Here is a 23,007-nt window from a genome sequence, read left to right as displayed (position 1 = left end):
GTAGGCGGCGCAAGCCTTAAACCTCAAGCCTACGCAGATGGTGCTCCCGATTCGTTTACCGAATCAGACACCAAAACGCCGTCCGGCTCCGGCTGGACGAATCGGTAACATCCAGGAGTAAACCCGTGGCAATCAAACTCGAAGACAAGAAGGCCATCGTCGCTGAAGTCAACGAGGCTGCCAAAGCCGGTCTGTCCGCTGTCGTGGCTGATGCCCGTGGCGTGACTGTCGGCGCAATGACCGGACTCCGTAAAGAGGCCCGCGCAGCTGGTGTGTACGTGAAAGTCGTACGTAACACCCTGCTCAAGCGCGCCGTTGAAGGCACTCAATTTGAAGTGCTCAACGACACGTTCAAGGGCCCGACCCTGATCGCTTTCTCCAACGAACATCCGGGCGCTGCCGCTCGTATCTTCAAGGAGTTCGCCAAGGGTCAGGACAAGTTCGAGATCAAGGCGGCCGCGTTCGAGGGTCAATTCCTCGCAGCCAATCAGATCGACGTTCTGGCAACCCTGCCGACCTACAACGAAGCCGTTGCACAGCTGATGAGCGTGATCCAAGGCGCTACCAGCAAGCTGGCTCGTACTCTGGCGGCAATTCGTGACCAGAAAGAAGCAGCCGCTGCCTAAGGCATCCGGTTCGCTTTCAACCTTTTTTGTTTAATAGATGGCGCGAGCGCCGTCGCCCAATACAGGAATTAGAGTCATGGCTCTGACCAACGAAGACATCATCAACGCCGTAGCCGAAATGTCCGTCATGCAAGTGGTGGAACTGATCAAGGCAATGGAAGAGAAATTCGGTGTAACCGCTGCCGCTGCTGTTGCTGCTGGCCCGGCTGTTGCCGCTGCTGCTGTTGAAGAGCAAACCGAGTTCACCATCGTTCTGGCCGAAGCTGGCGAGAAGAAAGTGAACGTGATCAAGGTCGTCCGCGAGCTGACCGGCCTGGGCCTGAAAGAAGCCAAGGCTGTCGTTGACGGCGCCCCGGGCGTGGTCAAGGAAGGCGCTTCGAAAGAAGAAGCCGAAGCTGCCAAGAAGGCTCTGGAAGAAGCTGGCGCCAAGGTCGAACTCAAGTAAGTTCGCGCCTTGCGTCTACAGCCCGAGCGTTAAGCGACAGGCTGATGGCTGGTGGCTTTTGCCACCGGCCTTTTTCCGTTATGGGAAGGGTGCCGATTGGCCCCCTCCCTTAACGCGAAAGTCCCACCGCGCGCGGTGGCGCAAACGTCAGGTTTGCACGATTTTTCGGCTGCTCCCGTGGGAGAGGCCAAACAAGCAGGTGACCAAGCTGGGGAACGCTGATGGCTTACTCATACACTGAGAAAAAACGTATCCGCAAGGACTTTAGCAAGTTGCCGGACGTCATGGATGTGCCGTATTTGCTGGCCATCCAGCTGGATTCCTATCGCGAATTCCTGCAGGCAGGTGCAAGCAAGGATCAGATCCGTGACATCGGTCTGCATGCGGCCTTCAAGTCCGTTTTCCCGATTATCAGCTATTCCGGCAATGCTGCCCTGGAATACGTCGGTTATCGCCTGGGCGAGCCGGCATTTGACGTCAAGGAGTGCGTGCTGCGCGGCGTGACATTCGCTGTCCCGCTGCGTGTGAAAGTGCGCCTGATCATTTTCGACAAAGAATCGTCGAGCAAAGCGATCAAGGACATCAAGGAACAGGAAGTCTACATGGGGGAAATCCCCCTGATGACCGAGAACGGTACCTTCATCATCAACGGTACCGAACGCGTCATCGTCTCCCAGCTGCACCGTTCCCCGGGTGTGTTCTTCGACCACGACCGTGGCAAGACCCACAGCTCCGGCAAGCTGCTGTACTCCGCGCGCATTATTCCTTACCGCGGTTCCTGGCTGGACTTCGAGTTCGATCCGAAGGACTGCGTGTTCGTGCGTATCGACCGTCGCCGCAAGCTGCCGGCGTCTGTCCTGCTGCGCGCGCTGGGTTACAGCACTGAAGAAGTGCTCAACGCCTTCTATGACACCAACCTGTTCCAGGTGAAGGGCGAGACCCTCAATCTGGAGCTGGTGCCGCAACGTCTGCGTGGGGAAATCGCCGCGTTCGATATCAAGGACGCTTCCGGCAAGGTCATCGTCGAGCAGGGCCGCCGTATCACCGCGCGCCACATCAATCAGCTCGAGAAGGCCGGCATCAAAGAGCTGGAAGTGCCCTTCGACTACCTCATTGGCCGTACCGTGGCCAAGGCTGTCGTGCACCCGGCTACCGGCGAGATCATCGCCGAGTGCAACACTGAGCTGTCGGTCGACGTTCTGGCGAAGATCGCCAAGGCCCAGGTCGTGCGCCTGGAGACCTTGTACACCAACGACATCGACTGCGGCCCGTTCATCTCGGACACCCTGAAGATCGACTCCACCAGCAACCAGCTGGAAGCACTGGTCGAGATCTACCGCATGATGCGTCCGGGCGAGCCGCCGACCAAGGAAGCCGCAGAGACCCTGTTCGGCAACCTGTTCTTCAGCGCCGAGCGTTACGACTTGTCTGCCGTCGGTCGTATGAAGTTCAACCGCCGTATCGGCCGCACCGAGATCGAAGGTCCGGGCGTGCTGAGCAAGGAAGACATCGTCGAGGTTCTGAAGACCCTCGTCGCTATCCGTAACGGCAAAGGCATCGTCGACGACATCGACCACCTGGGTAACCGTCGCGTTCGTTGCGTCGGCGAGATGGCCGAGAACCAGTTCCGCGTTGGCCTGGTGCGCGTAGAGCGCGCGGTCAAGGAACGTCTGTCGATGGCCGAAAGCGAAGGCCTGATGCCGCAGGACCTGATCAACGCCAAGCCGGTGGCTGCCGCGATCAAGGAGTTCTTCGGTTCCAGCCAGCTGTCGCAGTTCATGGACCAGAACAACCCGCTCTCCGAGATCACCCACAAGCGCCGCGTCTCCGCACTCGGCCCGGGCGGTCTGACTCGCGAGCGTGCGGGCTTCGAGGTTCGTGACGTACACCCGACCCACTACGGCCGCGTGTGCCCGATCGAAACCCCTGAAGGTCCGAACATCGGTCTGATCAACTCCCTGGCGACCTACGCCCGCACCAACAAGTACGGCTTCCTGGAAAGCCCGTACCGCGTGGTCAAGGAAGGTCAGGTCAGCGACGACATCGTCTTCCTCTCCGCGATCGAAGAGGCCGATCACGTGATCGCCCAGGCCTCCGCGACCCTGGACGAGCAAGGCCGTCTGGTCGACGAGCTGGTAGCCGTACGTCACCTGAACGAATTCACCGTGAAGGCGCCGGAAGACGTCACCCTCATGGACGTTTCGCCGAAGCAGGTCGTTTCCGTTGCTGCCTCGCTGATTCCGTTCCTCGAGCACGACGACGCCAACCGTGCACTCATGGGTTCGAACATGCAGCGTCAGGCTGTACCGACCCTGCGCGCCGACAAGCCGCTGGTAGGTACCGGCATGGAGCGCAACGTCGCCCGTGACTCCGGTGTCTGCGTGGTTGCCCGTCGTGGCGGCGTGATCGACTCGGTCGACGCCAGCCGTATCGTGGTGCGCGTGGCGGACGACGAAGTCGAGACTGGCGAAGCCGGTGTCGACATCTACAACCTGACCAAGTACACCCGCTCCAACCAGAACACCTGCATCAACCAGCGTCCGCTGGTGAGCAAGGGTGACGTGATCGCTCGCGGTGACATCCTCGCCGACGGTCCGTCCACCGATATGGGTGAACTGGCCCTGGGTCAGAACATGCGCGTTGCGTTCATGCCCTGGAACGGCTTCAACTTCGAAGACTCCATCTGCCTGTCCGAGCGCGTGGTCCAGGAAGATCGTTTCACCACGATCCACATCCAGGAACTGACCTGCGTTGCCCGTGACACCAAGCTCGGCCCAGAAGAAATCACCGCGGACATCCCGAACGTGGGTGAGGCTGCGCTGAACAAGCTGGACGAGGCAGGTATCGTCTATGTCGGCGCCGAAGTGCAGGCTGGCGACATCCTGGTCGGCAAGGTCACCCCGAAAGGAGAGACCCAGCTGACTCCGGAAGAGAAGCTGCTGCGCGCGATCTTCGGTGAGAAGGCGTCCGACGTGAAGGACACCTCCCTGCGCGTGCCGACTGGCACCAAGGGCACCGTGATCGACGTTCAGGTCTTCACTCGCGATGGCGTCGAGCGCGATAGCCGTGCCCTGTCCATCGAGAAGATGCAGCTGGACGAGATCCGCAAGGACCTCAACGAAGAGTTCCGCATCGTCGAAGGTGCCACCTTCGAGCGTCTGCGTTCCGCCCTGGTCGGTTCCATTGCCGATGGCGGCCCGGCGCTGAAGAAAGGCACCGAGATCACCCACGAGTACCTCGACGGTCTCGAGCGCGGCCAGTGGTTCAAGCTGCGCATGGCTGAAGACGCGCTGAACGAGCAGCTGGAGAAGGCTCAGGCCTACATCAGCGATCGCCGTCAGATGCTCGACGACAAGTTCGAGGACAAGAAGCGCAAGCTCCAGCAGGGCGACGACCTGGCTCCGGGCGTGCTGAAGATCGTCAAGGTCTACCTCGCCATCAAGCGCCGCATCCAGCCGGGCGACAAGATGGCCGGCCGTCACGGTAACAAGGGTGTGGTCTCGGTGATCATGCCGGTCGAAGACATGCCGCACGATGCCAATGGCACTCCGGTGGACATCGTTCTCAACCCGCTGGGTGTACCGTCGCGTATGAACGTCGGTCAGATCCTCGAAACCCATCTGGGCCTCGCGGCCAAGGGGCTGGGCGAGAAGATCAACCGCATGCTCGAAGAGCAGCGCAAGATCGCCGAACTGCGCCAGTTCATGAACGAGATCTACAACGAGATCGGTGGCCGCCAGGAGAACCTGGACGAGCTGAACGATAACGAGATCATCGCTCTGGCCAACAACCTCAAGGGCGGCGTGCCCATGGCTACCCCGGTCTTCGACGGTGCCAAGGAACGCGAGATCAAGGCCATGCTGAAGCTGGCCGATCTGCCGGAGAGCGGCCAGATGCGCCTGTTCGATGGCCGCACCGGCAATCAGTTCGAGCGTGAGACCACCGTTGGTTACATGTACATGCTCAAACTGAACCACCTGGTCGATGACAAGATGCACGCACGTTCCACCGGCTCCTACAGCCTGGTTACCCAGCAGCCGCTGGGTGGTAAGGCGCAGTTCGGTGGCCAGCGCTTCGGGGAGATGGAGGTCTGGGCACTGGAAGCCTACGGCGCCGCCTACACCCTGCAGGAAATGCTGACCGTGAAGTCGGACGACGTGAACGGCCGGACCAAGATGTACAAGAACATCGTGGACGGCGATCACCGCATGGAGGCCGGCATGCCCGAGTCCTTCAACGTGTTGATCAAAGAGATCCGTTCGCTCGGCATCGACATCGAACTGGAAACCGAATAACACGCGACGCTAGAACGGTGCGGCGGCCGAGGCCGTCGCACCGGGTCCGTGAGGAGGAAAGGCCTTGAAAGACTTGCTCAATCTGTTGAAAAACCAGGGTCAAATCGAGGAGTTCGATGCCATCCGTATTGGTCTGGCGTCCCCCGAGATGATTCGTTCCTGGTCCTTCGGCGAAGTTAAGAAGCCGGAGACCATCAACTACCGTACCTTCAAGCCGGAGCGCGATGGCCTGTTCTGCGCCAAGATCTTCGGCCCGGTGAAGGACTACGAGTGCCTGTGCGGTAAGTACAAGCGCCTGAAACACCGTGGTGTGATCTGCGAGAAGTGCGGCGTTGAAGTCGCACTGGCCAAGGTGCGCCGTGAGCGCATGGGCCACATCGAGCTGGCTTCGCCGGTCGCCCACATCTGGTTCCTGAAGTCCCTGCCGTCCCGTATCGGTCTGCTGCTGGACATGACCCTGCGCGATATCGAGCGCGTGCTCTATTTCGAGAGCTACGTCGTTATCGACCCGGGCATGACTACCCTGGAGAAGGGCCAGCTGCTGAACGATGAGCAGTACTTCGAAGCCCTCGAAGAGTTCGGTGATGACTTCGACGCGCGCATGGGCGCCGAAGCCGTTCGCGAACTGCTCAACCAGATCGACCTGGAGCACGAGATCGGCCGCCTGCGCGAAGAGATTCCGCAGACCAACTCGGAAACCAAGATCAAGAAGTTGTCCAAGCGCCTGAAGCTGATGGAAGCCTTCCAGGGCTCCGGCAACCATCCGGAGTGGATGGTGCTGACCGTCCTTCCGGTGCTGCCGCCGGACCTGCGTCCGCTGGTTCCGCTGGATGGCGGCCGCTTCGCGACTTCCGATCTGAACGATCTGTACCGTCGCGTGATCAACCGTAACAACCGTCTGAAGCGCCTGCTCGACCTGGCTGCTCCGGACATCATCGTGCGCAACGAAAAGCGCATGCTGCAGGAAGCTGTCGACGCCCTGCTGGACAACGGCCGTCGCGGTCGCGCCATCACTGGCTCGAACAAGCGTCCGCTGAAGTCCCTGGCCGACATGATCAAGGGTAAGCAAGGTCGCTTCCGTCAGAACCTGCTCGGTAAGCGCGTTGACTACTCCGGCCGTTCGGTAATTACCGTAGGTCCGACCCTGCGCCTGCACCAGTGCGGTCTGCCGAAGAAGATGGCCCTCGAGCTGTTCAAGCCGTTCATCTTCGGCAAGCTCGAGGCCCGCGGCATGGCCACCACCATCAAGGCGGCCAAGAAGATGGTCGAGCGCGAGCTGCCCGAGGTATGGGACGTTCTCGCCGAAGTCATCCGCGAACACCCCGTGCTGCTGAACCGTGCGCCGACCCTCCACCGTCTGGGCATCCAGGCGTTCGAGCCGGTCCTGATCGAAGGTAAAGCCATCCAGCTGCACCCGCTGGTCTGCGCCGCGTACAACGCCGACTTCGACGGTGACCAGATGGCCGTGCACGTTCCGCTGACCCTCGAGGCTCAGCTGGAAGCTCGCGCGCTGATGATGTCGACCAACAACATCCTCTCGCCCGCCAACGGCGAGCCGATCATCGTGCCGTCGCAGGACGTGGTAATGGGTCTGTACTACATGACCCGTGAAGCCATCAACGCGAAAGGCGAGGGCATGGCCTTCGCTGACCTGCAGGAAGTTGACCGCGCGTACCGCAGCGGCCAAGTGTCCCTGCACGCCCGCGTGAAAGTGCGCATCAACGAGAAGATCAAGAACGAAGACGGCAGCCTGACCGCCAACACCCGTATCGTCGACTCGACTGTCGGCCGTGCGCTGCTGTTCCAGGTTGTGCCGGCCGGTCTGCCGTTCGACGTGGTCAACCAGTCGATGAAGAAAAAGGCGATCTCCAAGCTGATCAACCACTGCTATCGCGTGGTAGGTCTGAAGGACACCGTCATCTTCGCCGACCAGTTGATGTACACCGGCTTCGCCTACTCGACCATCTCCGGTGTGTCGATCGGCGTGAACGACTTCGTCATCCCGGATGAGAAGGCGCGCATCATCAACTCCGCCACTGAAGAAGTGAAGGAGATCGAGAGCCAGTACGCGTCCGGCCTGGTAACCCAGGGCGAGAAGTACAACAAGGTGATCGACCTGTGGTCGAAGGCCAACGACGAAGTGTCCAAGGCGATGATGGCCAACCTCTCGAAAGAGAAGGTCATCGACCGCGAGGGCAAGGAAGTCGACCAGGAGTCCTTCAACTCCATGTACATGATGGCGGACTCCGGTGCGCGGGGTTCCGCGGCCCAGATCCGTCAGCTGGCCGGTATGCGTGGCCTGATGGCCAAGCCGGACGGCTCCATCATCGAGACCCCGATCACTGCGAACTTCCGTGAAGGCCTGAACGTACTCCAGTACTTCATCTCCACTCACGGTGCTCGTAAGGGTCTGGCGGATACCGCGCTGAAGACCGCGAACTCCGGTTACCTGACTCGTCGTCTCGTCGACGTGGCCCAGGACCTGGTAGTGACCGAGATCGATTGCGGCACCGAACACGGCCTGCTGATGTCCCCGCACATCGAAGGCGGCGACGTGGTTGAACCGCTGGGTGAGCGCGTGCTCGGCCGTGTGGTTGCACGTGAAGTGTTCAAGCCGGGTACCGATGACGTCATCGTTCCGGCCGGTACCCTGATCGACGAGAAGTGGGTCGACTTCCTCGAGCAAATGAGCGTCGACGAAGTTCTGGTTCGTTCGCCGATCACCTGCGAAACCCGTCATGGCATCTGCTCCAAGTGCTACGGCCGCGATCTGGCCCGTGGTCACCAGGTGAACATCGGTGAAGCTGTCGGCGTTATCGCTGCACAGTCGATCGGTGAGCCGGGTACCCAGCTGACCATGCGTACCTTCCACATCGGTGGTGCGGCCAGCCGGACCTCCGCCGTGGACAACGTACAGGTCAAGAACGGCGGTACCATCCGCCTGCACAACCTGAAGCACGTAGAGCGTGCCGATGGCGCGCTGGTGGCGGTTTCCCGTTCCGGCGAGCTGGCCGTAGCCGACGACTTCGGTCGCGAGCGCGAGCGCTACAAGCTGCCGTACGGTGCGGTCATTTCGGTGAAGGAAGGTGACAAGGTCGATCCGGGCGCCATCGTCGCCAAGTGGGACCCGCACACCCACCCGATCGTGACCGAGATGGACGGTACCGTTGCCTTCGCCGGCATGGAAGAGAACATCACCGTCAAGCGCCAGACCGACGAACTGACCGGTCTGACCAACATCGAAGTGATGGATCCGAAAGACCGTCCGGCTGCCGGCAAGGACATCCGTCCGGCCGTGAAGCTGATCGACGCTGCAGGCAAGGACCTGCTGCTGCCGGGTACCGACGTACCGGCGCAGTACTTCCTGCCGGCAAACGCGCTGGTCAACCTGAACGACGGCGCCAAGGTGCGTGTCGGTGACGTTATCGCGCGTATCCCGCAAGAAACGTCGAAGACCCGCGACATCACCGGTGGTCTGCCACGCGTTGCCGACCTGTTCGAAGCTCGTCGTCCGAAAGAGCCTTCGATCCTTGCGGAAATCAGCGGCACCATCTCCTTCGGCAAGGAAACCAAGGGCAAGCGCCGCCTGGTCATCACTCCCACCGACGGTAGCGATCCGTACGAGGAGCTGATTCCGAAGTGGCGTCACCTGAACGTGTTCGAAGGTGAACAGGTAAGCCGTGGCGAAGTGATCTCCGACGGCCCGAGCAACCCGCACGACATCTTGCGTCTGCTGGGCGTCAGCTCGCTGGCCAAGTACATCGTCAACGAGATCCAGGACGTTTACCGCCTGCAGGGCGTGAAGATCAACGACAAGCACATCGAGACCATCCTGCGTCAGATGCTGCGCAAGGTCGAAGTGGCCGAGTCGGGCGATTCTTCCTTCATCAAGGGCGATCAGGTCGAACTGGTACACGTACTGGAAGAGAACGAAGTGCTGGCCACCGTGGACAAGTTCCCGGCCAAGTACGAGCGCGTGCTGCTGGGTATCACCAAGGCATCGCTGTCGACCGAGTCGTTCATCTCCGCGGCGTCCTTCCAGGAGACCACCCGCGTCCTCACCGAGGCGGCGGTCACCGGCAAGCGCGACTTCCTGCGCGGCCTGAAGGAAAACGTGGTCGTGGGTCGTCTGATCCCGGCTGGTACCGGCCTGGCCTATCACAGCGAGCGCAAGCGTCAGCGCGAACTCGGCAAACCGCAGCGTGTGAGCGCCAGCGAAGCCGAAGCAGCGCTGGCAGAAGCGCTCAACCTGAGTGGCAACTAAGCCTTGATAAAAGCCCCGGCTGTCTTGACAGCCGGGGCTTTGTCTTGACGGGGTGCTGGAAGCTCTTTAGTATTTTGTACCCCGAAAATTGGCAGGGCGCTTGCTCTGCCATTTCGTTTAAGTGTCGTAAGACAATCAGTGGAGCTATAGATGGCAACTATCAACCAGCTGGTGCGTAAGCCGCGCAAGCGCATGGTCGACAAGAGCGACGTGCCTGCGCTGCAAAACTGCCCGCAGCGTCGCGGCGTTTGCACCCGCGTTTACACCACCACGCCGAAAAAGCCGAACTCTGCACTCCGTAAGGTTTGCCGTGTACGTCTGACCAACGGCTACGAAGTGACTTCGTACATCGGTGGTGAAGGTCACAACCTGCAAGAGCACAGCGTAGTGCTGATCCGTGGCGGTCGTGTAAAAGACCTTCCGGGTGTGCGTTACCACACCGTGCGCGGTTCGCTGGATACCTCCGGCGTTAAAGACCGTAAGCAGGGTCGTTCGAAGTACGGCGCGAAGCGTCCGAAGTAATCCATTTTTCTTTTTGCTGAGTCGATAAGAGTAAGGTCGGGCTGTAACAGTCCCGGGCTAACCTGAAGACCGTTTGAGGGCTTATCAATGCCAAGACGTCGTGTAGCGGCCAAACGTGAGATCCTGGCCGATCCGAAATACGGAAGCCAGATTCTGGCGAAGTTCATGAACCACGTGATGGAAAGCGGCAAGAAAGCCGTTGCCGAGCGTATCGTTTACGGTGCTCTGGACAAGGTCAAAGAGCGCAGTAAAGGTGACCCCCTGGAACTCTTCGAGAAAGCTCTCGACGCCATCGCTCCGCTGGTCGAAGTGAAGTCGCGCCGTGTAGGCGGTGCTACCTACCAGGTTCCGGTCGAAGTACGTCCGTCCCGTCGTAATGCCCTCGCCATGCGTTGGCTGGTGGACTACGCCCGCAAGCGTGGCGAGAAGTCCATGGCCCTGCGCCTGGCTGGCGAACTGCTCGATGCCGCTGAAGGCAAAGGCGCCGCCGTCAAGAAGCGTGAAGACGTGCACCGTATGGCTGAAGCCAACAAGGCCTTCTCCCACTACCGCTTCTAATCGCGGCTTCCAAATTTTTGCGAGGGCTTTATGGCTCGTACTACAGCAATTAACCGCTACCGGAACATTGGTATCTGTGCCCACGTTGACGCGGGCAAGACCACCACTACCGAGCGGATCCTGTTCTACACAGGTCTCAGCCACAAGATGGGTGAGGTACACGACGGCGCTGCTACCACCGACTGGATGGTGCAGGAGCAAGAGCGTGGTATCACCATCACCTCTGCTGCGATCACGACCTTCTGGGAAGGTTCGCGCGGCCAGTACGACAAGTACCGCGTAAACGTCATCGACACCCCCGGCCACGTAGACTTCACCATTGAAGTTGAGCGCTCCCTGCGCGTACTGGACGGCGCTGTCGTTGTGTTCTGCGGCACTTCCGGCGTTGAGCCGCAGTCCGAAACCGTATGGCGTCAAGCCAACAAGTACGGCGTTCCGCGTATCGTTTATGTGAACAAGATGGACCGCGCCGGCGCTGATTTCCTCCGCGTTGTCGGCCAGATCAAGAACCGCCTGGGTCACACCCCGGTTCCTGTTCAGCTGGCCATCGGTGCAGAAGACGACTTCCAGGGTCAGATCGACCTGATGAAGATGAAAGCCGTCTACTGGAACGAAGACGACAAGGGCACCAGCTACCGCGAGGAAGAAATTCCTGCTGAGCTGCTGGACCTGGCGAACGAGTGGCGCAACAACATGGTCGAGGCTGCTGCCGAGGCCAACGAAGAGCTGATGAACAAGTACCTGGAAGAAGGTGAGCTGTCGATCGAAGAGATCAAGGCCGGCCTGCGTCAGCGTACCATCGCCTGCGAAATCGTTCCGGCGGTCTGCGGCTCCTCGTTCAAGAACAAGGGCGTGCCCCTGGTTCTCGACGCCGTCATTGACTTCCTGCCTGCTCCGACCGAGATTCCGGCGATTCAGGGCGTCCATCCGGACAGCACTGATGACAACGAAATCCACGACGAGCGTCCGGCTGACGACGCTGCTCCGTTCTCCGCTCTGGCGTTCAAGATCGCTACCGACCCGTTCGTAGGTACTCTGACCTTCGTTCGCGTTTACTCGGGCGTTCTGGAGTCCGGCCAATCGGTCGTCAACTCCGTGAAAGGCAAGAAAGAGCGCGTTGGTCGTATGGTGCAGATGCACGCCAACCAGCGTGACGAGATCAAAGAAGTACGCGCTGGTGACATCGCTGCTCTGATCGGCATGAAGGACGTCACCACTGGTGACACCCTGTGCGACATCGAGAAGCCGATCATCCTCGAGCGTATGGACTTCCCGGAGCCGGTAATCTCGGTAGCTGTTGAGCCGAAGACCAAGGCTGACCAGGAGAAGATGGGCATTGCCCTCGGCAAGCTGGCTCAGGAAGACCCGTCGTTCCGCGTGAAGACCGACGAAGAAACCGGCCAGACCATCATCTCCGGTATGGGTGAGCTGCACCTGGACATCCTCGTCGACCGCATGAAGCGCGAGTTCGGCGTAGAGGCCAACATCGGCAAGCCGCAGGTTTCGTACCGCGAAACCATCTCGAAGGACAACGTCGAGATCGAAGGCAAGTTCGTTCGCCAGTCCGGTGGTCGTGGCCAGTTCGGTCACTGCTGGATTCGCTTCTCCACTCCCGATGTGGACGAGAAGGGCAACATCACCGAAGGCCTGGTGTTCACCAACGAAGTCGTGGGTGGTGTGGTTCCGAAGGAATACATCCCGGCGATCCAGAAGGGTATCGAAGAGCAGATGAAAAACGGCGTTGTTGCCGGCTATCCGCTCATCGGCCTGAAGGCAACGGTGTTCGATGGTTCCTACCACGACGTCGACTCGAACGAGATGGCGTTCAAGATCGCAGCTTCCATGGCTACCAAGCAGCTGGCCCAGAAGGGTGGCGGCAAGGTCCTTGAGCCGATCATGAAGGTAGAGGTAGTGACTCCTGAGGATTACATGGGCGACGTGATGGGTGACCTGAACCGTCGTCGTGGTCTGATCCAGGGCATGGAAGACTCCGTCTCCGGCAAAGTCATTCGCGCCGAAGTTCCGCTGGGCGAGATGTTTGGCTACGCTACCGACGTACGTTCCATGTCCCAGGGTCGCGCGAGCTACTCCATGGAATTCTCCAAATACGCCGAAGCTCCGTCGAACATCGTCGAAGCGCTGGTTAAAAAACAAGCTTGATTCAGCCCTTTAAGTAAGAGGTTTACTGTCGTGGCCAAGGAAAAATTCGAACGTAACAAACCGCACGTCAACGTTGGCACCATCGGTCACGTTGACCACGGTAAAACCACTCTGACCGCTGCTCTGACCAAAGTCTGCTCCGAGACCTGGGGCGGTTCCGCTCGCGCTTTCGACCAGATCGACAACGCTCCGGAAGAAAAAGCTCGCGGCATCACCATCAACACCTCGCACGTAGAGTACGACTCGGCTGTTCGTCACTACGCGCACGTTGACTGCCCCGGCCACGCCGACTACGTGAAGAACATGATCACCGGTGCTGCCCAGATGGACGGCGCGATCCTGGTCTGCTCGGCTGCTGACGGCCCCATGCCGCAAACCCGTGAGCACATCCTGCTGTCCCGTCAGGTAGGCGTTCCTTACATCGTCGTGTTCCTGAACAAGGCCGACATGGTTGACGACGCCGAGCTGCTGGAACTGGTCGAGATGGAAGTTCGCGACCTGCTGAGCACCTACGACTTCCCGGGTGATGACACCCCGATCGTTATCGGTTCCGCTCTGATGGCCCTGAACGGCCAGGACGACAACGAGATGGGCGTTTCCGCCGTGCGTAAGCTGGTAGAAACCCTGGACGCCTACATCCCTGAGCCGGTTCGCGCTGTTGACCAGCCGTTCCTGATGCCGATCGAAGACGTGTTCTCGATCTCGGGTCGTGGCACCGTGGTGACCGGTCGTGTTGAGCGCGGCATCGTCAAAGTGGGCGAGGAAATCGAAATCGTCGGTATCCGTCCGACCACCAAGACCACCTGCACCGGCGTTGAAATGTTCCGTAAGCTGCTCGACGAAGGTCGTGCTGGCGAGAACATCGGCGCCCTGCTGCGCGGCACCAAGCGTGAAGACGTAGAGCGTGGCCAGGTTCTGGCCAAGCCGGGCACCATCAAGCCGCACACCAAGTTCGAGTGCGAAGTGTACGTGCTGTCCAAGGAGGAAGGTGGTCGTCACACCCCGTTCTTCAAGGGCTACCGTCCGCAGTTCTACTTCCGTACCACCGACGTAACCGGCAACTGCGAACTGCCGGAAGGCGTTGAGATGGTAATGCCGGGCGACAACGTGAAAATGGTTGTCACCCTGATCGCTCCGATCGCCATGGAAGATGGCTTGCGCTTCGCGATCCGCGAAGGCGGTCGTACCGTTGGCGCCGGCGTGGTTGCCAAGATCTTCGAGTAATCGTTGATCTAGCGCATGAGAAAAAGGGGCCCTTCGGGGCCCCTTTTTCGTTTCGTTGATCAAATATTGACACCCTCAGGGGGCATCCGTACAATTGCGCCTCCTTTTAACGGGCGGAGTCCGTCCGTTGGGAATGGCAACTTGGAGTCTGAGGTCAAATGCAAAATCAACAAATCCGTATTCGGTTGAAGGCTTTTGACCATCGCCTGATCGACCAATCTACCCAGGAAATCGTGGAAACCGCGAAACGTACTGGCGCTCAGGTGCGTGGTCCGATTCCTCTGCCGACCCGCAAGGAACGTTACACCGTGCTGATTTCCCCGCACGTCAACAAGGACGCTCGTGACCAGTACGAAATTCGTACCCACAAGCGTGTTCTCGACATCGTTCAGCCGACCGACAAAACCGTCGACGCGTTGATGAAGCTCGACCTTGCTGCTGGCGTCGAAGTACAGATCAGCCTCGGCTAATGCCTTCGGCATTGGTCGTGTAACGCTCTGAAATGGGCGGCCATAGCGGGTGAAAGCCCCGTACACTAAAGAGGTTCTAAAGATGACAATTGGTGTTGTCGGTCGTAAGTGCGGCATGACCCGCATTTTCACCGAAGATGGTGTCTCCATTCCGGTCACGGTCATTGAGGTCGAGCCGAATCGCGTCACCCAGTTCAAAAACGAAGAGACTGATGGCTATCGCGCTGTGCAGGTAACTGCTGGCGAGCGTCGTGCTTCTCGCGTGACCAAGGCTCAGGCCGGTCACTTTGCCAAGGCGAATGTCGCCGCCGGTCGCGGCGTGTGGGAATTCCGTTTGGGCGAAGAGGAGTTCAAGGCGGGCGATTCCATTTCCGTCGATCTGTTCCAAGCGGGTCAGCTGGTAGACGTTACCGGCGAATCCAAAGGTAAAGGCTACGCCGGTACCATCAAGCGCTGGAACTTCCGTGGTCAAGACAATACCCACGGTAACTCCGTTTCCCACCGCGTCCCGGGTTCGATCGGCCAGTGCCAGACTCCTGGTCGAGTGTTCAAGGGCAAGAAAATGTCCGGCCACATGGGTGCTGAGCGTGTAACCGTTCAATCCCTCGAGGTCGTGCGTGTCGATGCAGAGCGCAATCTGCTGCTGGTCAAAGGTGCCGTTCCTGGCGCTACCGGCGGTGACGTGCTCGTGCGTCCGGCAGCCAAGGCACGCGGTTAAGAGGGGAAGCTGAGATGCAACTTAATGTAAATGGCGCTCAGGCTATCGAAGTCTCCGAGCGTACCTTTGGTAGCGAATTCAACGAGACTCTGGTTCACCAGGCAGTCGTCGCCTACATGGCTGGCGGTCGTCAGGGTACCCGTGCTCAGAAGACTCGTTCCGAAGTCTCCGGTGGTGGCAAGAAGCCGTGGCGTCAGAAGGGCACTGGTCGTGCTCGTGCTGGCACCATCCGTAGCCCCATCTGGCGTGGGGGCGGCACCACTTTCGCCGCCAAACCGCAGGATCACTCCCAGAAGCTCAACAAGAAGATGTACCGCGCCGCAATGCGCTCCATCCTCTCCGAGCTGGTTCGTCTGGAGCGCCTGGTAATCGTTGCCGACTTCGCTGTCGATGCACCGAAAACCAAAGGTCTGGTTAGCAAGCTGGACGGCCTGGGCCTGAAAGACGTGCTGATCGTTACCGATGGCGTCGATGAAAACCTGTACCTGGCTGCGCGCAACCTGGCGCACGTCGACGTACGCGACGTTCAGGGTTCCGACCCGGTCAGCCTGATCGCCTACGACAAGGTGCTCGTCACCGTGTCTGCCGTGAAGAAGTTCGAGGAGCTGCTGGCATGAACCAGGAACGCGTATTCAAAGTGCTGCTGGGCCCGCATATCTCCGAGAAGGCCACTGGTCTCGCGGACGGCAACAGCCAATTCGTTTTCAAGGTTGCCACTGATGCAACCAAGCTGGAAATCAAGAAGGCCGTAGAAAGCCTGTTCGGCGTGAAAGTACGTCGCGTCACCACCCTGAATGTTCAGGGCAAGACCAAGCGTACCGTTCGCGGCCTGGGCAAGCGTAACGACTGGAAAAAAGCGTACATCGCTCTCCAGCCGGGCCAGGATCTCGATTTCGCAGCTGGCGCTGAGTAAAGGGGTGCATCATGGCAATCGTTAAATGCAAACCGACTTCCGCTGGTCGTCGTTTCGTAGTCAAGGTAGTGAACCAGGACCTGCACAAAGGTGCTCCGTTCGCTCCCCTGCTCGAAAAGAAATCCAAGTCGGGCGGCCGTAACAACAACGGTCGTATCACCACCCGTCATATCGGTGGTGGTCACAAGCAGCACTACCGTCTGGTCGACTTCCGCCGCAACAAGGATGGCATTCCTGCCATCGTTGAGCGCGTGGAATACGATCCGAACCGTACTGCTCACATCGCTCTGCTGAAATACGCGGACGGCGAGCGTCGCTACATCATCGCCCCCAAAGGCGTAGTAGCTGGCGATCAGCTGATCTCCGGTATCGGCGCGCCGATCAAGCCCGGCAACAACATGCCGCTGCGCAACATCCCGGTTGGTAGCACCATCCACGGTATCGAACTGAAGCCTGGCAAAGGCGCTCAGGTCGCTCGCTCCGCTGGCGCTTCCGCTCAGCTGGTTGCCCGTGAAGGTGCATACGTAACCGTGCGTCTGCGTTCCGGTGAAATGCGCAAAGTCCTGGCTGACTGCCGTGCGACCCTGGGTGAAGTCTCGAACTCCGAGCACAGCCTGCGTTCGCTGGGTAAAGCTGGTGCCAAGCGCTGGCGTGGCGTTCGCCCGACCGTTCGTGGTGTTGCCATGAACCCGGTCGACCACCCGCATGGTGGTGGTGAAGGTCGTACCTCTGCTGGTCGTCATCCGGTGTCGCCGTGGGGTCTTCAGACGAAAGGTAAGAAGACTCGCGCGAACAAGCGTACCGATAACATGATCGTCCGTCGCCGCAAGTAAATAGAGGGATACGACAGTGCCGCGTTCTCTGAAAAAAGGTCCTTTTATCGATCTTCACCTGCTGAAGAAGATCGAAGTGGCGGTGGAAAAGAACGACCGTAAACCGATCAAGACCTGGTCGCGTCGTTCGATGATTCTGCCGCATATGGTTGGTCTGACCATCGCTGTCCACAACGGCCGTCAACACGTGCCGGTTCTGGTCAACGAAGACATGGTCGGTCACAAACTCGGCGAGTTCGCTGCTACCCGCACTTATCGTGGGCATGCTGCGGACAAGAAAGCCAAGCGTTAAGGGGTAAGGAAGATGGAAGTAGCCGCTAAGCTGTCGGGCGCTCGTATCTCCGCCCAGAAAGCCCGCTTGGTCGCCGACCAGATCCGCGGGAAGAAGGTGGGCGAAGCGCTCAACCTCCTGGCTTTCAGCAGTAAGAAAGCCGCCGAGATCATGAAGAAAGTGCTGGAGTCGGCTGTGGCCAACGCCGAGCACAACGAAGGCGCCGATGTGGACGATCTCAAAGTCTCCACCGTCTTCGTAAACGAAGGTCGTTCGCTCAAGCGCATCATGCCGCGTGCTAAAGGCCGTGCTGATCGCATCGTCAAGCGGTCTTGCCATATCACTGTCAAGGTTGCGGACAAGTAACGGAGTCGATCAGATGGGTCAGAAAGTACATCCCAATGGCATCCGCCTGGGTATCGTCAAGGAGCACACCTCCGTTTGGTACGCAGATAAGCGCACTTACGCTGATTATCTGTTCGCCGACCTGAAGGTCCGTGAATACCTCCAAGACAAACTAAAAAGCGCGTCCGTAAGCCGTATCGATATCCATCGCCCGGCTCAAACCGCACGTATCACCATCCACACCGCTCGTCCCGGCATCGTGATCGGCAAGAAAGGTGAAGATGTTGAGAAGCTGCGTCAGGACCTGACCAAGCAAATGGGTGTGCCCGTGCACATCAACATCGAGGAAATCCGCAAGCCGGAACTCGATGGCATGCTGGTTGCGCAGAGCGTAGCTCAGCAGCTGGAGCGTCGCGTTATGTTCCGTCGCGCCATGAAGCGCGCTGTACAGAACGCCATGCGCATTGGTGCCAAAGGCATCAAGATCCAGGTGAGTGGTCGTCTGGGTGGCGCTGAAATCGCTCGTACCGAGTGGTATCGCGAAGGTCGTGTGCCTCTGCACACCCTGCGTGCCGACATCGACTACGCAACCTACGAAGCGCACACCACTTATGGTGTGATCGGTGTGAAGGTTTGGATCTTCAAAGGCGAGGTCATTGGTGGCCGCCAGGAAGAGCTGAAGCCTGTAGCGCCCGCTCCTCGTAAAAAAGCTGCTAAGTAAGGAGTACGCAAATGCTGCAACCTAAGCGTACGAAGTTCCGCAAGCAAATGACCGGTCACAACCGTGGCCTGGCTCATCGCGGTAGCAAAGTCAGCTTCGGTGAGTTCGCCCTCAAAGCGACCAGCCGTGGCCGTCTCACCGCGCGTCAGATCGAGTCCGCACGTCGTGCGCTGACCCGTCACGTAAAACGTGGCGGCAAGATCTGGATCCGCGTATTCCCTGACAAGCCTGTTACCAAAAAGCCCCTGGAAGTACGTATGGGTAAAGGTAAGGGCGGCGTCGAGTACTGGGTAGCCCAGATTCAACCGGGCAAGGTCCTGTACGAGATCGAGGGTGTATCCGAAGAGCTGGCGCGCGAGGCCTTCGCCCTGGCTGCTGCAAAGCTGCCGCTCGCCACCTCCTTTGTTAAGCGGACGGTGATGTGATGAAAGCGAATGAACTTCGTGAAAAATCCGTTGAGCAGCTGAACGAGCAACTGCTCGGCCTGCTGCGCGACCAGTTCAATCTGCGCATGCAGAAAGCAACTGGCCAGTTGGGGCAGTCTCACCTGCTCTCGCAAGTGAAGCGCGACATCGCTCGCGTTAAAACTGTGCTCAACCAGCAAGCAGGTAAGTAATCATGGCTGAAGCTCAGAAAACCGTCCGTACGCTGACTGGCCGCGTCGTCAGCGACAAGATGGACAAGACCGTCACCGTTCTGATCGAGCGTCGCGTAAAGCACCCGATCTACGGCAAATACGTGAAGCGTTCGACCAAACTGCACGCCCACGACGAAACCAATCAGTGCCGCATTGGTGACCTGGTCACCATTCGCGAAACTCGTCCGCTGGCCAAAACCAAGGCCTGGACTCTGGTTGATATCGTCGAGCGCGCAGTGGAAGTCTAAGGGTCGGAGATAGAAGATGATTCAGACTCAATCCATGCTCGATGTCGCTGATAACAGCGGCGCGCGTCGCGTAATGTGCATCAAGGTGCTCGGCGGTTCCCACCGCCGCTACGCCGGCATTGGCGACATTATCAAGGTCACCGTCAAGGAAGCGATTCCGCGCGGCAAAGTGAAGAAAGGCCAGGTAATGACTGCCGTGGTCGTTCGCACCAAGCACGGCGTACGTCGTACCGACGGCTCGATCATTCGCTTCGACGGCAACGCCGCCGTCCTGCTGAACAACAAGCAGGAGCCGATCGGCACCCGTATCTTCGGGCCAGTGACTCGTGAACTTCGTACCGAGAAGTTCATGAAGATCGTCTCGCTCGCCCCTGAAGTGCTGTAAGGAGTAGCCGTCATGCAAAAAATTCGTCGTGACGACGAAATCATCGTCATTGCCGGCAAGGACAAGGGCAAGCGTGGCAAGGTGCTGAAGGTTCTCGCTGACGACCGTCTGGTCGTTGGTGGGATCAACCTGGTGAAGCGCCACACCAAGCCGAACCCCATGCTCAACCAGCAAGGCGGGATCGTCGAGAAGGAGGCGCCTCTGCACGTCTCCAACGTCGCCATCTTCAACCCGGAAACCAGCAAGGCTGACCGCGTTGGCTTCAAGGTAGAAGACGGTAAGAAAGTTCGTGTCTTCAAGTCGACCCAGAAACCGGTTCAGGCTTGAGGGAGCTAGGTAGATCACCATGGCACGATTGAAAGAAATTTATCGGAAGGAAATCGCGCCCAAGCTGAAGCAAGAGCTTCAGCTGGCGAACGTGATGGAAGTTCCGCGCGTCACCAAAATCACCCTGAACATGGGTCTGGGCGAAGCTGTCGGCGACAAGAAAGTCATCGAGAGCGCCGTAGCCGATCTGGAAAAGATCGCTGGCCAGAAACCGGTTGTGACTTACGCTCGTAAGTCCATCGCTGGCTTCAAGATTCGTGAAGGCTGGCCAATCGGCGTGAAGGTCACCCTGCGTGGCGACCGGATGTACGAGTTCCTGGACCGCCTGCTCTCCATCTCCCTGCCGCGCGTACGTGACTTCCGCGGCCTGAATGCCAAGTCCTTCGATGGTCGTGGCAACTACAGCATGGGCGTTAAAGAGCAGATCATCTTCCCGGAAATCGATTACGACAAAATCGATGCTCTGCGCGGCATGGATATCACTCTGACCACCACCGCTCGTTCGGATGATGAAGGTCGTGCACTGCTGCGCGCCTTCAACTTCCCGTTCCGCAACTGATTGGAGTAGGACCATGGCTAAAGAGAGCATGAAGAACCGTGAGCTGAAGCGTCAGCGCACGGTAGCCAAGTACGCCAAAAAGCGTGCCGAGCTGAAAGCTACCATCGCGAATCCGGCTACCAGTGCGGAAGACCGTTGGGCTGCTCAGGTCGCCCTGCAGAAGCAACCGCGTGACGCGAGCGCCAGCCGCCTGCGTAACCGTTGCCGTCTGACTGGTCGTCCGCACGGCTTCTACCGCAAGTTCGGCCTGAGCCGTAACAAGCTGCGTGAAGCCGCGATGCGCGGTGACGTACCGGGCCTGGTGAAAGCCAGCTGGTAAGTCGTTAGCGGGGTTGGCAACAGCCCCGTTGATCGCTTCGCAAATCAAGCCCCCTCGTGGGGCTTGATTCGTTTTTGAGCGATCTCTAGAATACCCGGCTCCCCCGAGCCTGGGTTTATGTCGCCCGGTGTTTTGAGGGGTGATGAAGTTGAAGGCTTATCTTTTGTATCAGGAGCATTAAGCCCATGAGTATGCAGGACCCGTTAGCAGACATGCTAACTCGCATCCGTAATGCCCAGATGGCTGAGAAGACCGTCGTGAGCATGCCGTCTTCCAAGCTGAAGGCAGCCGTAGCCAAAGTCCTCAAGGACGAAGGCTACATTGCGGATTTCCAAGTCAGCACTGAGGCCAAGCCTCTGCTGTCGATCGAGCTGAAGTACTTCGAAGGCAAGCCTGTCATCGAGGAAGTGAAGCGTATCAGCCGTCCTGGCCTCCGCCAGTACAAGTCCGTAGATCAGCTGCCGAAAGTACGCGGCGGTCTGGGTGTGTCGATCGTCTCCACCAACAAAGGTGTGATGACTGACCGTGCTGCCCGTGCCGCTGGTGTTGGTGGCGAAGTGCTCTGCACTGTGTTCTAAGGGGAATCAGCATGTCTCGCGTTGCTAAGAACCCCGTCAAACTGCCCGCCGGCGTTGAAATCAAGCTGGCTGGTCAGGAACTCTCGGTCAAGGGCTCCAAAGGTTCCCTGGAACTGAAAGTCCACCCGTCCGTAGAAGTCATCCAGGACAACGGTGAGCTGCGTTTCGCCGCCCGTAACGGCGACCAGCAGACCCGTGCCATGGCCGGTACTACCCGTGCTCTGGTCAACAACATGGTAATCGGCGTTAGCCAGGGCTTCGAGCGCAAGCTCCAGCTGGTCGGCGTTGGTTACAAGGCGCAGGCCAAAGGCCAAGTGCTGTCCCTGGCCCTCGGCTTCTCCCACCCGGTTGATTACGAACTGCCCGCCGGCATCGTCGCCGAAACCCCCAGCCAGACCGATATCCTGATCAAGGGCATCGACAAGCAGCTGGTCGGTCAGGTTGCCGCGGAGATTCGCGACTTCCGTCCGCCGGAGCCGTACAAAGGCAAGGGCGTGCGTTACTCCGACGAAGTCGTACTTCGTAAAGAAGCCAAGAAGAAGTAGGGCATAGCAAATGAGCGTCAAGAAAGAAACCCGTCTGCGTCGCGCTCGCAAGGCACGCCTGAAGATGCGCGAACTGGAAGCTGTACGCCTCTGCGTGTACCGCTCTTCCCAGCACATCTACGCCCAGGTCATTGCGGCCGATGGCGGCAAGGTCCTGGCCAGCGCCTCGACCCTGGACAAGGAACTGCGCGAAGGTGCCACCGGCAACGTCGACGCAGCCAAGAAAGTTGGTCAACTGGTCGCCGAACGCGCCAAGGCTGCCGGCGTCACTCAGGTGGCGTTCGACCGTTCTGGCTTCAAGTACCACGGCCGCATCAAGGCCCTGGCTGATGCCGCTCGCGAAGGCGGTCTGGAGTTCTAAGTTATGGCAAACAACGATCAAAAGCGCGACGAAGGCTACATCGAGAAGCTGGTTCAAGTTAACCGCGTCGCCAAAACCGTAAAAGGTGGCCGTATCTTCGCCTTCACCGCGCTGACCGTGGTTGGCGATGGCAAGGGCCGTGTTGGCTTCGGTCGTGGCAAGGCGCGTGAAGTGCCGGCTGCCATCCAGAAAGCCATGGAAGCTGCTCGCCGCAACATGATCCAGGTCGATCTGAACGGCACCACCCTGCAGTACCCGACCAAGTCCGCTCATGGCGCCTCCAAGGTGTACATGCAGCCGGCTTCGGAAGGTACCGGCATCATCGCCGGCGGCGCCATGCGTGCTGTCCTGGAAGTTGCTGGTGTGCAGAACGTTCTGGCCAAGTGCTACGGCTCGACCAATCCGGTCAACGTGGTATACGCCACCTTCAAGGGCCTGAAGAACATGCAGTCCCCTGAGTCGGTAGCGGCCAAGCGTGGCAAGAGCGTCGAGGAGATTCTCTAACCATGGCAACCGTAAAAGTTACTCTGGTAAAGAGCGTGAACGGTCGTCTGGCCAATCACAAAGCCTGCGTCAAGGGTCTGGGCCTGCGTCGCATTGGTCACACCGTCGAAGTTCAGGACACTCCTGAAAACCGCGGCATGATCAACAAGGCTTACTACCTTCTGAAGGTTGAGGGTTAA

At 59.1% G+C, this 23,007-nt stretch carries 28 protein-coding genes; all 28 read left to right on the top strand.

Annotated elements, in window-relative coordinates:
- Window positions 1-125: 125 nt before the first annotated feature.
- The 28 genes from rplJ (at window position 126) to rpmD (ending at window position 23,007) form a co-directional block, all read left to right on the top strand.
- Complete coding sequence (gene rplJ / locus ACA097_RS09340; RefSeq protein ID WP_009617123.1) at window positions 126-626, top strand: 50S ribosomal protein L10; 501 nt, start codon at window positions 126-128, stop codon at window positions 624-626.
- A gap of 76 nt (window positions 627-702) precedes the next feature.
- Complete coding sequence (gene rplL / locus ACA097_RS09335) at window positions 703-1,071, top strand: 50S ribosomal protein L7/L12 (RefSeq protein WP_043248924.1); 369 nt, start codon at window positions 703-705, stop codon at window positions 1,069-1,071.
- A 221-nt stretch (window positions 1,072-1,292) separates the two neighbouring features.
- Complete coding sequence (rpoB, locus tag ACA097_RS09330) at window positions 1,293-5,366, top strand: DNA-directed RNA polymerase subunit beta (protein ID WP_043248927.1); 4,074 nt, start codon at window positions 1,293-1,295, stop codon at window positions 5,364-5,366.
- A 64-nt stretch (window positions 5,367-5,430) separates the two neighbouring features.
- A complete protein-coding gene (rpoC, locus tag ACA097_RS09325) occupies window positions 5,431-9,630 on the top strand; it encodes a DNA-directed RNA polymerase subunit beta' (RefSeq protein ID WP_043248929.1) in 4,200 nt (1,399 codons plus the stop codon).
- A gap of 150 nt (window positions 9,631-9,780) precedes the next feature.
- Complete coding sequence (rpsL, locus tag ACA097_RS09320) at window positions 9,781-10,152, top strand: 30S ribosomal protein S12 (protein WP_009617130.1); 372 nt, start codon at window positions 9,781-9,783, stop codon at window positions 10,150-10,152.
- Window positions 10,153-10,239: 87 nt separating this feature from the next.
- On the top strand, window positions 10,240-10,710 hold the full coding sequence (gene rpsG, locus ACA097_RS09315) for a 30S ribosomal protein S7 (RefSeq protein ID WP_009617132.1): 471 nt from the start codon (window positions 10,240-10,242) through the stop codon (window positions 10,708-10,710).
- A 30-nt stretch (window positions 10,711-10,740) separates the two neighbouring features.
- The gene (gene fusA, locus ACA097_RS09310) at window positions 10,741-12,870 is read left to right on the top strand and encodes an elongation factor G (RefSeq protein WP_043248930.1); all 2,130 of its coding nucleotides are present in this window, start codon (window positions 10,741-10,743) and stop codon (window positions 12,868-12,870) included.
- Between the two features lie 30 nt (window positions 12,871-12,900).
- A complete protein-coding gene (gene tuf, locus ACA097_RS09305) occupies window positions 12,901-14,094 on the top strand; it encodes an elongation factor Tu (protein WP_043248914.1) in 1,194 nt (397 codons plus the stop codon).
- A gap of 158 nt (window positions 14,095-14,252) precedes the next feature.
- Entirely contained in the window at window positions 14,253-14,564 is a 312-nt protein-coding gene (gene rpsJ / locus ACA097_RS09300; RefSeq protein ID WP_003243886.1) for a 30S ribosomal protein S10, read from the top strand.
- Window positions 14,565-14,646: 82 nt separating this feature from the next.
- The gene (gene rplC, locus ACA097_RS09295) at window positions 14,647-15,282 is read left to right on the top strand and encodes a 50S ribosomal protein L3 (RefSeq protein ID WP_009617147.1); all 636 of its coding nucleotides are present in this window, start codon (window positions 14,647-14,649) and stop codon (window positions 15,280-15,282) included.
- Window positions 15,283-15,296: 14 nt separating this feature from the next.
- Window positions 15,297-15,899 (top strand): 50S ribosomal protein L4, encoded by a 603-nt coding sequence (gene rplD, locus ACA097_RS09290; RefSeq protein ID WP_043248932.1) that lies wholly within the window; start codon window positions 15,297-15,299, stop codon window positions 15,897-15,899.
- Window positions 15,896-16,195, top strand: coding sequence for a 50S ribosomal protein L23 (gene rplW / locus ACA097_RS09285; RefSeq protein WP_015475322.1), 300 nt, complete (start codon window positions 15,896-15,898; stop codon window positions 16,193-16,195). The genes rplD and rplW overlap by 4 nt, the downstream gene beginning before the upstream one ends.
- 11 nt (window positions 16,196-16,206) lie before the next feature.
- The gene (gene rplB / locus ACA097_RS09280; protein ID WP_043248936.1) at window positions 16,207-17,028 is read left to right on the top strand and encodes a 50S ribosomal protein L2; all 822 of its coding nucleotides are present in this window, start codon (window positions 16,207-16,209) and stop codon (window positions 17,026-17,028) included.
- Window positions 17,029-17,044: 16 nt separating this feature from the next.
- Window positions 17,045-17,320 carry a 30S ribosomal protein S19 gene (gene rpsS / locus ACA097_RS09275; RefSeq protein WP_015475324.1) on the top strand — a complete coding sequence of 92 codons (276 nt, stop codon included), beginning with the start codon at window positions 17,045-17,047 and terminating at the stop codon, window positions 17,318-17,320.
- Window positions 17,321-17,332: 12 nt separating this feature from the next.
- Window positions 17,333-17,665 (top strand): 50S ribosomal protein L22, encoded by a 333-nt coding sequence (rplV, locus tag ACA097_RS09270; protein ID WP_003103908.1) that lies wholly within the window; start codon window positions 17,333-17,335, stop codon window positions 17,663-17,665.
- 13 nt (window positions 17,666-17,678) lie between these two features.
- The gene (rpsC, locus tag ACA097_RS09265) at window positions 17,679-18,365 is read left to right on the top strand and encodes a 30S ribosomal protein S3 (protein ID WP_015475326.1); all 687 of its coding nucleotides are present in this window, start codon (window positions 17,679-17,681) and stop codon (window positions 18,363-18,365) included.
- 11 nt (window positions 18,366-18,376) lie between these two features.
- A complete protein-coding gene (gene rplP / locus ACA097_RS09260; protein WP_009617163.1) occupies window positions 18,377-18,790 on the top strand; it encodes a 50S ribosomal protein L16 in 414 nt (137 codons plus the stop codon).
- Window positions 18,790-18,981, top strand: a complete 192-nt coding sequence (gene rpmC, locus ACA097_RS09255) for a 50S ribosomal protein L29 (protein WP_003093720.1) — start codon at window positions 18,790-18,792, stop codon at window positions 18,979-18,981. The genes rplP and rpmC overlap by 1 nt, the downstream gene beginning before the upstream one ends.
- A gap of 2 nt (window positions 18,982-18,983) precedes the next feature.
- Window positions 18,984-19,250 (top strand): 30S ribosomal protein S17, encoded by a 267-nt coding sequence (gene rpsQ, locus ACA097_RS09250; RefSeq protein ID WP_009617165.1) that lies wholly within the window; start codon window positions 18,984-18,986, stop codon window positions 19,248-19,250.
- Between the two features lie 16 nt (window positions 19,251-19,266).
- Entirely contained in the window at window positions 19,267-19,635 is a 369-nt protein-coding gene (gene rplN / locus ACA097_RS09245) for a 50S ribosomal protein L14 (RefSeq protein ID WP_003093714.1), read from the top strand.
- A 12-nt stretch (window positions 19,636-19,647) separates the two neighbouring features.
- Window positions 19,648-19,962, top strand: a complete 315-nt coding sequence (gene rplX / locus ACA097_RS09240; RefSeq protein WP_043248939.1) for a 50S ribosomal protein L24 — start codon at window positions 19,648-19,650, stop codon at window positions 19,960-19,962.
- A gap of 19 nt (window positions 19,963-19,981) precedes the next feature.
- Window positions 19,982-20,521 (top strand): 50S ribosomal protein L5, encoded by a 540-nt coding sequence (gene rplE / locus ACA097_RS09235; RefSeq protein ID WP_043248941.1) that lies wholly within the window; start codon window positions 19,982-19,984, stop codon window positions 20,519-20,521.
- Window positions 20,522-20,534: 13 nt separating this feature from the next.
- Entirely contained in the window at window positions 20,535-20,840 is a 306-nt protein-coding gene (gene rpsN, locus ACA097_RS09230) for a 30S ribosomal protein S14 (RefSeq protein WP_043248942.1), read from the top strand.
- 185 nt (window positions 20,841-21,025) lie between these two features.
- Complete coding sequence (gene rpsH, locus ACA097_RS09225; protein ID WP_043248944.1) at window positions 21,026-21,418, top strand: 30S ribosomal protein S8; 393 nt, start codon at window positions 21,026-21,028, stop codon at window positions 21,416-21,418.
- Between the two features lie 11 nt (window positions 21,419-21,429).
- Window positions 21,430-21,963, top strand: a complete 534-nt coding sequence (rplF, locus tag ACA097_RS09220) for a 50S ribosomal protein L6 (RefSeq protein WP_009617171.1) — start codon at window positions 21,430-21,432, stop codon at window positions 21,961-21,963.
- Between the two features lie 10 nt (window positions 21,964-21,973).
- A complete protein-coding gene (gene rplR / locus ACA097_RS09215) occupies window positions 21,974-22,324 on the top strand; it encodes a 50S ribosomal protein L18 (protein ID WP_009617172.1) in 351 nt (116 codons plus the stop codon).
- A gap of 3 nt (window positions 22,325-22,327) precedes the next feature.
- Window positions 22,328-22,828, top strand: a complete 501-nt coding sequence (rpsE, locus tag ACA097_RS09210; protein WP_009617173.1) for a 30S ribosomal protein S5 — start codon at window positions 22,328-22,330, stop codon at window positions 22,826-22,828.
- Between the two features lie 2 nt (window positions 22,829-22,830).
- Complete coding sequence (rpmD, locus tag ACA097_RS09205; protein WP_043248946.1) at window positions 22,831-23,007, top strand: 50S ribosomal protein L30; 177 nt, start codon at window positions 22,831-22,833, stop codon at window positions 23,005-23,007.

The sequence above is a fragment of the Pseudomonas sp. QL9 genome (assembly GCF_041409665.1).
GTDB lineage: Bacteria > Pseudomonadota > Gammaproteobacteria > Pseudomonadales > Pseudomonadaceae > Pseudomonas > Pseudomonas knackmussii.
Note: the sequence above shows the minus strand (reverse complement) of the source record. Positions and strands in the feature narration are given on the sequence as shown.

Bases quoted from the DNA above. Each gene is read 5' to 3' on its own strand.
- rplL (WP_043248924.1), top strand. From the start codon at position 703: ATGGCTCTGACCAACGAAGACATCATCAACGCCGTAGCCGAAATGTCC.
- rpoB (WP_043248927.1), top strand. From the start codon at position 1,293: ATGGCTTACTCATACACTGAGAAAAAACGTATCCGCAAGGACTTTAGC.
- rpsL (WP_009617130.1), top strand. From the start codon at position 9,781: ATGGCAACTATCAACCAGCTGGTGCGTAAGCCGCGCAAGCGCATGGTC.
- rpsG (WP_009617132.1), top strand. From the start codon at position 10,240: ATGCCAAGACGTCGTGTAGCGGCCAAACGTGAGATCCTGGCCGATCCG.
- fusA (WP_043248930.1), top strand. From the start codon at position 10,741: ATGGCTCGTACTACAGCAATTAACCGCTACCGGAACATTGGTATCTGT.
- rpsJ (WP_003243886.1), top strand. From the start codon at position 14,253: ATGCAAAATCAACAAATCCGTATTCGGTTGAAGGCTTTTGACCATCGC.
- rplC (WP_009617147.1), top strand. From the start codon at position 14,647: ATGACAATTGGTGTTGTCGGTCGTAAGTGCGGCATGACCCGCATTTTC.
- rplD (WP_043248932.1), top strand. From the start codon at position 15,297: ATGCAACTTAATGTAAATGGCGCTCAGGCTATCGAAGTCTCCGAGCGT.
- rplW (WP_015475322.1), top strand. From the start codon at position 15,896: ATGAACCAGGAACGCGTATTCAAAGTGCTGCTGGGCCCGCATATCTCC.
- rplB (WP_043248936.1), top strand. From the start codon at position 16,207: ATGGCAATCGTTAAATGCAAACCGACTTCCGCTGGTCGTCGTTTCGTA.
- rplV (WP_003103908.1), top strand. From the start codon at position 17,333: ATGGAAGTAGCCGCTAAGCTGTCGGGCGCTCGTATCTCCGCCCAGAAA.
- rpsC (WP_015475326.1), top strand. From the start codon at position 17,679: ATGGGTCAGAAAGTACATCCCAATGGCATCCGCCTGGGTATCGTCAAG.
- rplP (WP_009617163.1), top strand. From the start codon at position 18,377: ATGCTGCAACCTAAGCGTACGAAGTTCCGCAAGCAAATGACCGGTCAC.
- rpmC (WP_003093720.1), top strand. From the start codon at position 18,790: ATGAAAGCGAATGAACTTCGTGAAAAATCCGTTGAGCAGCTGAACGAG.
- rpsQ (WP_009617165.1), top strand. From the start codon at position 18,984: ATGGCTGAAGCTCAGAAAACCGTCCGTACGCTGACTGGCCGCGTCGTC.
- rplN (WP_003093714.1), top strand. From the start codon at position 19,267: ATGATTCAGACTCAATCCATGCTCGATGTCGCTGATAACAGCGGCGCG.
- rplX (WP_043248939.1), top strand. From the start codon at position 19,648: ATGCAAAAAATTCGTCGTGACGACGAAATCATCGTCATTGCCGGCAAG.
- rplE (WP_043248941.1), top strand. From the start codon at position 19,982: ATGGCACGATTGAAAGAAATTTATCGGAAGGAAATCGCGCCCAAGCTG.
- rpsN (WP_043248942.1), top strand. From the start codon at position 20,535: ATGGCTAAAGAGAGCATGAAGAACCGTGAGCTGAAGCGTCAGCGCACG.
- rpsH (WP_043248944.1), top strand. From the start codon at position 21,026: ATGAGTATGCAGGACCCGTTAGCAGACATGCTAACTCGCATCCGTAAT.
- rplF (WP_009617171.1), top strand. From the start codon at position 21,430: ATGTCTCGCGTTGCTAAGAACCCCGTCAAACTGCCCGCCGGCGTTGAA.
- rplR (WP_009617172.1), top strand. From the start codon at position 21,974: ATGAGCGTCAAGAAAGAAACCCGTCTGCGTCGCGCTCGCAAGGCACGC.
- rpsE (WP_009617173.1), top strand. From the start codon at position 22,328: ATGGCAAACAACGATCAAAAGCGCGACGAAGGCTACATCGAGAAGCTG.
- rpmD (WP_043248946.1), top strand. From the start codon at position 22,831: ATGGCAACCGTAAAAGTTACTCTGGTAAAGAGCGTGAACGGTCGTCTG.